Source organism: Microcoleus sp. K1-B1 (assembly GCF_036704705.1).
GTDB lineage: Bacteria > Cyanobacteriota > Cyanobacteriia > Cyanobacteriales > Microcoleaceae > Microcoleus.
Genome location: NZ_JAUBSH010000058.1, coordinates 20,331 through 27,714, shown reverse-complemented (window position 1 = coordinate 27,714; position 7,384 = coordinate 20,331). Strand labels below are relative to the sequence as shown.

The 7,384-nt window shown below is 44.8% G+C and carries 6 protein-coding genes; all 6 read right to left on the bottom strand.

The window, feature by feature from the left end; translation table 11 throughout:
• Positions 1 to 1,533: tetratricopeptide repeat protein (locus QUA83_RS19905; protein WP_333295295.1), on the bottom strand; the 1,533-nt coding region annotated here is incomplete at its 3' end.
• A gap of 65 nt (positions 1,534 to 1,598) precedes the next feature.
• The gene (locus QUA83_RS19900) at positions 1,599 to 2,084 is read right to left on the bottom strand and encodes a hypothetical protein (RefSeq protein WP_333295294.1); all 486 of its coding nucleotides are present in this window, start codon (positions 2,082 to 2,084) and stop codon (positions 1,599 to 1,601) included.
• Positions 2,085 to 2,168: 84 nt separating this feature from the next.
• Positions 2,169 to 2,618, bottom strand: coding sequence for an EVE domain-containing protein (locus QUA83_RS19895; RefSeq protein WP_333295292.1), 450 nt, complete (start codon positions 2,616 to 2,618; stop codon positions 2,169 to 2,171).
• Between the two features lie 5 nt (positions 2,619 to 2,623).
• Positions 2,624 to 3,106, bottom strand: a complete 483-nt coding sequence (locus tag QUA83_RS19890) for an SRPBCC family protein (RefSeq protein WP_333295290.1) — start codon at positions 3,104 to 3,106, stop codon at positions 2,624 to 2,626.
• A gap of 59 nt (positions 3,107 to 3,165) precedes the next feature.
• A complete protein-coding gene (locus QUA83_RS19885; RefSeq protein WP_333295289.1) occupies positions 3,166 to 5,526 on the bottom strand; it encodes an FHA domain-containing protein in 2,361 nt (786 codons plus the stop codon).
• 77 nt (positions 5,527 to 5,603) lie between these two features.
• Positions 5,604 to 7,343 (bottom strand): ABC-ATPase domain-containing protein, encoded by a 1,740-nt coding sequence (locus QUA83_RS19880; protein ID WP_333295288.1) that lies wholly within the window; start codon positions 7,341 to 7,343, stop codon positions 5,604 to 5,606.
• Between the last annotated feature and the right edge of the window lie 41 nt (positions 7,344 to 7,384).

The window sequence follows — 7,384 nt, the reverse complement described above, 5'->3', positions numbered from 1 at the left end:
GAAGGCTAATGCGGATTTAGGATTGAGTAGAAGGGCTTGATTGTAATCGGCAATGGCGCGATCGTATTCCTTTTTATCGTTGTAAGCAAGGCCGCGATTGTTGAAGGCTAATGCGGATTTAGGATTGAGTAGAAGGGCTTGATTGTAATCGGCAATGGCGCGATCGTATTCCTTTTTATAGTTGTAAGCAAGGCCGCGATGGTTGAAGACTTCTGCGGATTTAGGATTGAGTAGAAGGGCTTGATTGTAATCGGCAATGGCGCGATCGTATTCCTTTTTATCGTTGTAACTATTGCCGCGATTATAGAAGGCTTCTGCGGATTTAGGATTGAGTAGAAGGGCTTGATTGTAATCGGCAATGGCGCGATCGTATTCCTTTTTATCGTAGTAACTATTGCCGCGATTGTTGAAGGCTCCTGCGGATTTAGGATTGAGTAGAAGGGCTTGATTGAAATTGGCAATGGCGCGATCGTATTCCTTTTTATCGTTGTAAGCATTGCCGCGATTGTTGAAGGCTAATGCGGATTTAGGATTGAGTAGAAGGGCTTGATTGAAATCGGCAATGGCGCGGTCGTATTCCTTTTTATCGTTGTAAGCAATGCCGCGATTGTTGAAGGCTCCTGCGTATTTAGGATTGAGTAGAAGGGCTTGATTGTAATCGGCAATGGCGCGCTCGTATTCCTTTTTATTGTTGTAAGCAATGCCGCGATTGTTGAAGGCTGCTGCGTATTTAGGATTGAGTAGAAGGGCTTGATTGAAATCGGTAATGGCGCGATCGTATTCCCCTTTATTGTCGTAAGCATTGCCGCGATTGTTGAAGAATTCTGCAGATTTAGGATTGAGTAGAAGGGCTTGATTGAAATCGGCAATGGCGCGATCGTATTCCCCTTTATTGTCGTAAGCATTGCCGCGATAGAAATAGATAGTGGCTGGGTCAAGTGCAGCTTTATTTGGTTTAGCCTCTGAAAGTGCTGCCGTTAGTTGCTTAATAGCATTATCCCAATCATCCGCTGCATAAGCAGACACCCCCAATGTCACCAACGTTAAATATTTCAGTTCCTCCGCTAAATTGACTTGTATCTCAAAAGTTTCTAGCGCAGCCACCGCCATTGTGCGAATTTCTCCCTGCACTTGCTTACCTACATCGATATAATCCTTTGCTGCTGAAAGCATCTCAAAATTCACGCTGACTGCTGCTTTCTGCTGCGTCTTGCCATACCAACCCCAAATCACAATATCCGCATTTTTATTCTTGCCCAATTCCCGCGCTTTATCTTTACCTTCCTGCTGACTAATCGCTTGTTTGAGGGGCAGAATTTTCACGGTTGGGTAATTTTTAGTTGCATCCTGCAACTTCTGTAAAATCCTTTCTGTGACGCGATAATTTTTCGCATCCACCCCATCAAACTCCGCTAACAGAACGGTTACAGTTTTGGTTTTTTGGTCGCACTGTTGTAGGAGACATAGAGGTGATAACTGAGGTTGTAGAAAATGCAAACCTATACCGCCACTACCGAGAGTCAATAACCCCATCGCCCCTGCAAATAGCCAAAGCCTTTGCGGTTTCCCCCCCAAGTTCGGGTTCTTTGGGAGGGGCGTTACTTTTTTAGTTTGTCTGCAAAGTTACAAAACGTGGGAAATACCCGCCGCAACAATCCTTCCGTATCCAACTCCATCTCATAGGAAATTAATCCCGGCAACAACGGAATCGCTGCTTTGAGTTTTCCCGCCGCCGGAATTCCCGGCTTACTCAATTCCGCTTTGATTTCCTGTAACACCTTCATCAATTCGGCATTACTCTGAACCGCAGGTTCAATCTCCAGAAACTCCACTTCCCCCACCAATTGACTCGCAACTATTTCCGCATCCGCTTCGGGAATCGTCAATCCGGCAATTTCCGCCCGCCAGCGCTCCCAATAGTCTCGTTCAACGCTACCGAGTTCTTTTTTCAGTTTATCAATTCCCTGCTGAAGCCGTACCTTTTGCGCGTCTTCAGCCAACCGTTTCGCTGTTTCCTGGCCAGCGAGTTGATCGTAATAACCTTTCACTTCAGATTGCAGGTGGGACAGGCGATCGCTAATCATCGAAAACTCCAAATAATATAATCAGTTTAAATCTTCTATTCTCACTATACGGATCGAAATCCGGATCTATTTTCCTCTTTTCTCCTACTTCATCTTCAAAATCTTCTCAGCAGCAACATCAGATACCGGCATCACCGATAACCGATTGCCTTTCCTCACCAGCAAAATCTCATCAGCGCTAAACTTTTGTTTCAGTTCATCCAAAGATATTAACTTAGCAAATTTCTCAACAAACTCCACTTTCACAGTTTGCCAGCGAGGAGCATCTAACTGTGATTTAGCATCATAATATTCGCTATTCATATCGAACTGACTCGGATCAGCAATCCCTGTTTCCACGACGCGCACTAACCCGACAATTCCCGGAAATTTAGTATTAGAATGGTAAAAAAATACTAAGTCTCCCCGACTCATTTCTCGCATAAAATTGCGCGCTTGATAGTTGCGAACGCCATCCCAAATCGAAGTGCGATCGTGCTTCAAGTCCGCAATACTATAAACATCGGGTTCCGACTTCATTAGCCAATAATTCATACAATCTATTCGCTTGGGTTAGCCAAATATTCTTGAATATTATCTAAACACTGCTGCATAGCTTTTTGCATAAAAACCTGAACTAGCAACAACCCAACCGGATAGAATACCGGAGAAGTCAGCATAAAATAAAACTCCCAATCAATCCGAGATCCCTTTGCTGTAGCAGTGAAATTCCAATCTCCGCCACCAGACTCAATGAGTAGAGAAATCGGAAACTTAAACCCTCTAACCAGTCGGTAGGTTTGTCTTTCTGGCTTTTTGAAAGTAATGATTTCTTCATCAATCACCGAAGTGTCGGAATTTTCTATCCGCCGCACGCCGCCTTCACGCATCTCTCCACCATCTGCCATCTCAGCTTTAATAATTGCTGGAATTGGGCCATATCCGCGAAAGACTTTGGGCAGATTTGACAGGGACGTAACAAAATCAAAGACTACTTCAGGCGATGCAGCAATTTCTACTACTGCCTTGGTTTTAACTAACATTTATCTCTCCTATGATCTGATTTGATAATGAACTGTGAGTGAAAAAGGCGTAATTTTAATTATAAAATATCCTTCCGCTTCTGCAACCACATAGTCAACATCAAATAAACGAAAATATGCACGCACAAAATACCCCAGTTTAAACCCAAATTCTCCCAGGTTGGATCGTAAACAGGAGTAGGCTCAAATGGCTGAGGAAGCGTACTCCCGTCCGGTAATATAGTAGGCGCGGGAACCATCCCATTCACATTAACTAAAGAGCCGTAAGCACCCACAGACCAGCGGCTTAACATCAGCCAAGAAAACTTGCTTGCCGCACCTTCCATCTTAAACAAAACTCCCGAAAAAATAATCTGAGGCAGCAATAATAGAGGCAAAGCGCTATTAGCTTGAGAGCTATTTTTAACAATCGCGGAAACGACTAATCCGAGACTTATGCAGCTCATCAAAGTTAGGAATGTGGTAATACTTGCCCCCATCGCCCAAGAAATAAAACTCGGTTCGGGGGATTTAAAAGCAATCAGAATAACTCCTACCATTAACAGTGTTTGCAATACTGCCAAACCAGAAAGTATAAAAATTTTTGAACCTAAATAAGCAAACAATCCTAAATTGACCAAACGTTCGCGCAGATAAATAGCAGATTCTTTGACAATTTCTTGCAGAGAAGTTGCCAGTCCTACCCAAATCGCCGCGCAGGTAAATACAAATAAAACTCTCAGCGCTAAAGGTGCTAAAGTTGCCTCGGGTGCGCCAATTAATGGGTCTTTATCTCTGACGGCTAGCCGCAGTAAACTAATGCCGATCGGAGCCGTTAAAAGAGCTAAACTCAAGTTAACTAAGTCGCGAGAAATAAGCTGAAAATAGCGCTGGGCAAGCAAAACGAGTTGTTTCCCAAAAGATTGAGATTTTGGCACAGAAGGTGCTGAAGGCGTTTTTGCATTAGCATTGCCTGTGCTGAAGTGGTTGACAATATAGCGCTGATAGTAGGGAGATTTATTAAACTTTTCTGCCCAGCTTTGAACGTTGGTTTCTCCTGTTTCTAATTCGTTGTAAATGTCTGCAAAATCGCCAGTTTTGACATCAAAAAAATCGAGCGCTTCCCTAGGCGGACCGAAGTAACAAAGGCGTCCGCCGCGACCCATAAACACAATACGATCGCACATCGTGATATTTGCCGTCGCGTGAGTCACCAGAATCACCGTCCGGCCTTGATTTGCCAACTTTCGCAGCAGTTGCATCATCTTCTTATCCAAACCCGGATCGAGTCCTGAAGTCGGTTCGTCTAAAAAGAAAAGTTTCGGGTCTGCTAACAGTTCAACTCCGATGCTGACTCGCTTTCGCTGTCCGCCGCTAAGCTGTTTTACCAAAGCCTTGCGACGGTGAGTCATTTCAATATCTTCTAAAGTTTTGGCGACTACCTGCTTGACATCTGTATCGGGAGGTAAGCGCAATTTAGCTGCATAACTCAAGACTTCTTCTACTGTCAAATCTGCGTGTACAATATCATCTTGAGGCACGTAACCGATTTGATTGCGGTAAATATTGAAGTTTTGGCGCAGGTTGTCACCGTTGAGAAACACAGCGCCGTTAGTAGTTTTTTCGATGCCTAAAAGCGTCCGCATTAAAGTAGATTTGCCAGCGCCGCTACCGCCGACTAAAGCCACAAACTGCCCCGGTTCGATCGCCAAAGTGATGTTATCCAAACGCTTCGGAATCACCAGACTGTCAGCATCCAAACGAATTTGATGGCCCGAGTCTTGCATCTGCAACTCACCGCTGCGGTAAGTTAGAGTAAACGGGCCGATCCGAATTGCATCTCCCTCGGACAACTGTACAGAATTTGTCACTCGCTGACCGTTAACAAAAACGCCGTTAACGCTGTGGTCTCGCAAAATATAATTACCGCGACTGTCTTGGTCGATTGTGGCGTGGCGTCTAGAAACAAGAGGCGCATCTAATTGCAGCGAAGCGTTTGGATCGCGGCCCAACAAAACCGACCGATTCTTAAGAAGAATTGACTGCTTGCTAGCGACAGCAACCTGATTCGCCAGCGGATTAAAATAACTCAGCAAAACTTGATTTTGAGGATCGAGACCGATTTTAATTTCAGTGCCGTTTTTCAGACAATAACCGTCATTGGGAGTGATGCGAGTGCGATCGACAAATAAGCCATTAGTGCTCGGCCGCTGGCCGTCACCGTCGTAAATCCAGTAATTATCCCCAATTTGTCGCAAAACAGCGTGAACGCCGGAAACTGCGCGCCAAGCATCGGGAATGACTAAATCAGCACGAGTGCGATCGCGCCCCAATACGTGCTGCTGCTGTTTTAACTCTAACTGTAAAACCTGCCCTTGATTGCTTAATACTATATAAGGTCGATCGCTTAAAGCAGTCAGTTGTCCTATATTGCCTGTCATACTTCAATCGCGGTTTTTGCACTCACTTTCGCCAGCATATCAAAAGTAGGACAACAATACACTTATATTAAGCAAGTCTATTTGGCAACAACCGACAAACTGCGAAGCCGATTAATTGCCGCCGCCAATTCAAACCGTCGAAACATGGCAAAATCCCCTTCAGGAAAAGGCGATAAAATATCCATCCCCTGCGCCTCAATATCCGCCATCACCAAATCTATGATTTCCGACAAAGTGCGTTTTCCGTCCATGTATTGCTGCTTAGCATAAACCATTGCCGCAGCGATCGCCCTTAACTGTCCGCTGTCCACAATTTGCTCAACAGCACCCAAATCAATCTCCTCAGTTCCGAAAGCCAATTCATCAACATCCCGCACCTTCACCCGCACATCTCGCCGTCCCCGACTCGGATCTAAACTAGCAGGAATCGGCACTCTTTGAGTAATCTCACCAAAAGTTTCTCCCCCTTCAGCAGCACGGCTAATCGAGTAAGTTTTAGCAATCTTTTTAGCTTTTTCCGTCACATTATATGCTTGAAAATTATCCAGTGCAATCACCGTACCTGCTACATCAAAATAATCCCCGCTTCCACCCATGACTAAAATAGTAGATACGCCGCAATCTGCATACAATTGTTTAACTTTATCAATAAACGGCGTAATCGGTTCCTTATCCTTAGCGATCAGTTCCTGCATTCGGCGATCGCGAATCATAAAATTCGTCGCCGCCGTATCCTCATCCACCAATAAAAAAGGCATTCTCCCCACTTCCAAAGCCTCAATAATATTAGCAGCTTGCGACGTGCTACCGCTCGCATTTTCCGTATAAAATTGTGCAGTATCTCTACCTTGCGGCAAGTGGTTAATAAAAGGCGAAATATCAACTCCCGCCACACTTCTGCCATCTTCCGCTCTAATTTTAACCGCCGCAGGATTAGCCACCACAAATTCCCGACCATCTCCCGGAATTCGGTTGTAAACTCCCAACTGGATCGCCCTGAGTAAAGTTGATTTGCCGTGATAGCCGCCGCCAACAATCAAAGTAATACCAGCCGGGATACCCATACCGGAAATCAAACCGCGATTCGGACAATTAAACTCAACTTTTAACGACGGTGGCGTCTGAAAAGCCACAGCATTATTTAACAAAGGGCGATCGTCAACACCCGTGCGGCGGGGCAAAATAGAACCTTCAGCCACAAACGCAACTAATCCGTTTTCAGCTAACTGCTGCCGCAGCCAGTCAGCATCTTCTACAGTTTCAACGTGACGGCGACATTCAGCAGAATTTAAGTTAGCATACTTCAGAGAATTGCTGACAATTTGCGGAATATCTTCGCACAGCATTTCAGCAGCTTGTCGCCCTAAGATACTGCGTCCGCCCGCTGGAAGTCCGACGGCAAATCGCAGTTCAACTCCTCCTAAATCTTCGATATCGGATGTATTTGAGGAAATGATAAATGCTGAAGTTCGCTCTAAAACTTCTTGTCCGAAGCCAGTCCCTGCAATCATACCGCTTTTCCCAGTACCGCGTTTGCTGCTGATGCTGTGTGCTGCTTTGTCAAACTGGCGAGTTAGATAATCTCGCAAGGCTATTTCTCGACTGCGAGAATTGAAAAATTCGCCAGGAATTTGAGCAATGTTTGGCGGAACTATAACTCTAAATTTACTGGGAGAAGCAAACGGATCTCCCTGCACGTAATCAATAATTAATGTGAATTCAGAAAAGTCGTAGTTACCTTGAATGTCTTTGTAGGCTTTGTAGCCTCGATTGTCTAGTTGCAGTAAATGCCGTTGCAGGCTTTCTTTGTTAGTCATTAGTTATTAGTTATTAGTTGGCAGTCATTTGTGACAAGTTA

Excerpts from the sequence above, each read along its gene's own strand:
- QUA83_RS19900 (WP_333295294.1), bottom strand. The coding sequence starts at position 2,084 with ATGATTAGCGATCGCCTGTCCCACCTGCAATCTGAAGTGAAAGGTTAT.
- QUA83_RS19895 (WP_333295292.1), bottom strand. The coding sequence starts at position 2,618 with ATGAATTATTGGCTAATGAAGTCGGAACCCGATGTTTATAGTATTGCG.
- QUA83_RS19890 (WP_333295290.1), bottom strand. The coding sequence starts at position 3,106 with ATGTTAGTTAAAACCAAGGCAGTAGTAGAAATTGCTGCATCGCCTGAA.
- QUA83_RS19885 (WP_333295289.1), bottom strand. The coding sequence starts at position 5,526 with ATGACAGGCAATATAGGACAACTGACTGCTTTAAGCGATCGACCTTAT.
- QUA83_RS19880 (WP_333295288.1), bottom strand. The coding sequence starts at position 7,343 with ATGACTAACAAAGAAAGCCTGCAACGGCATTTACTGCAACTAGACAAT.